The organism is Streptomyces sp. NH27 (assembly GCF_056859195.1).
Genome location: NZ_JACEGK010000989.1, coordinates 1 through 1,029 on the forward strand (window position 1 = coordinate 1; position 1,029 = coordinate 1,029).

Annotated in this window: 1 protein-coding gene; it reads right to left on the reverse strand. The window is 76.8% G+C overall.

Annotated features, from left to right (window positions below):
* A partial coding sequence (locus AC13HU_RS37595; protein ID WP_483046493.1) for a phosphodiester glycosidase family protein occupies positions 1-1,029 on the reverse strand: 1,029 nt, incomplete at both ends.

Genomic DNA, 1,029 nt, shown 5'->3' on the forward strand with positions numbered 1-1,029 from the left:
GTGCTGAACACCCCGACCGCGTTGGCGACAGGGCGCTCGGCGACGCCCGAGGGGGTGTTGCGCACCGTGGCGGCCGGGTCGCCCGGGGCGCGGGTGACCAGCGTGGTGGAGCCGCCGCCGTCGAGGTTGACCGCGTCGTCGGCGCCCGCCCGCCGCATCACGTCGGCGACCTCGGCGACGGTCAGGCCCGGGTCGGCGGCCGCGGTGCCGTCGAGCGCGAGCAGGTAGAGCGTGCGTCCGTGGTCGCCGAAGCCCGCGGCCGTCCGCACCGCGGCCGTTTTCGCGTCGAGCCCGGGCAGCGGGGCGCCGTCGCGCAGCACCGGGAAGCCGCCCACCGCGAAGGCGTACGGCACGTGCGACGCGGTCGGGGCGAGGCGCTCACCGACGTCCGCACGGTCACCGACGTGCAGCGTGCGCAGGGTGTCCGCGCCCGCGTCCCGCCCGACCAGCACGGTGCTGCCCGGCTCGATCGCGCCCTGCCCGGGTGCGTCGGCCACGGCGGTGACCCGGCCGCGGCGCACAGTCACCTCGTAGGTGTCGGTGCTGCACGCCGCGGCGCGGGAGGTGTCGGAGCCGCAGACGGCGCGCTCTCGGGAGACGGTGCCCCATCCGGCGGTGTACGCGCCGATGCCGCCCTCGGGCAGCGCGTACTGGTTGAAGCCGCCGAGCGGGTAACTGCCCTGCCGGGTAAGGACGCTGCCGACCAGGGTGAGCCGATCCAGCCGGGCCCTGCGGTCCACGCCGACCCCGAACACGTCCCGCGTGGTCACGCCGGGCGGCATCGCCGGGCCGAACCGTTGCGAGTCCGGCACCGCGGCCTTCAGCGCCCGGCCCGAGGAGATCTCCGGGCCGTCGGAGGAGCCGGTCGGGGTGACGCCGGCGTGCTCCTCGGTGATGTTGAAGAAGTCGCCGTTGACGGCGCCCACCGCACTTGCGGCGTCGGCGAGTTGCGACACCGGCGCACGGGCGGCCACCGCGCCCGGCGTCAGCAGGTCCACCCGCACCCGCGGGTCGGCCAGGTCGACCGTC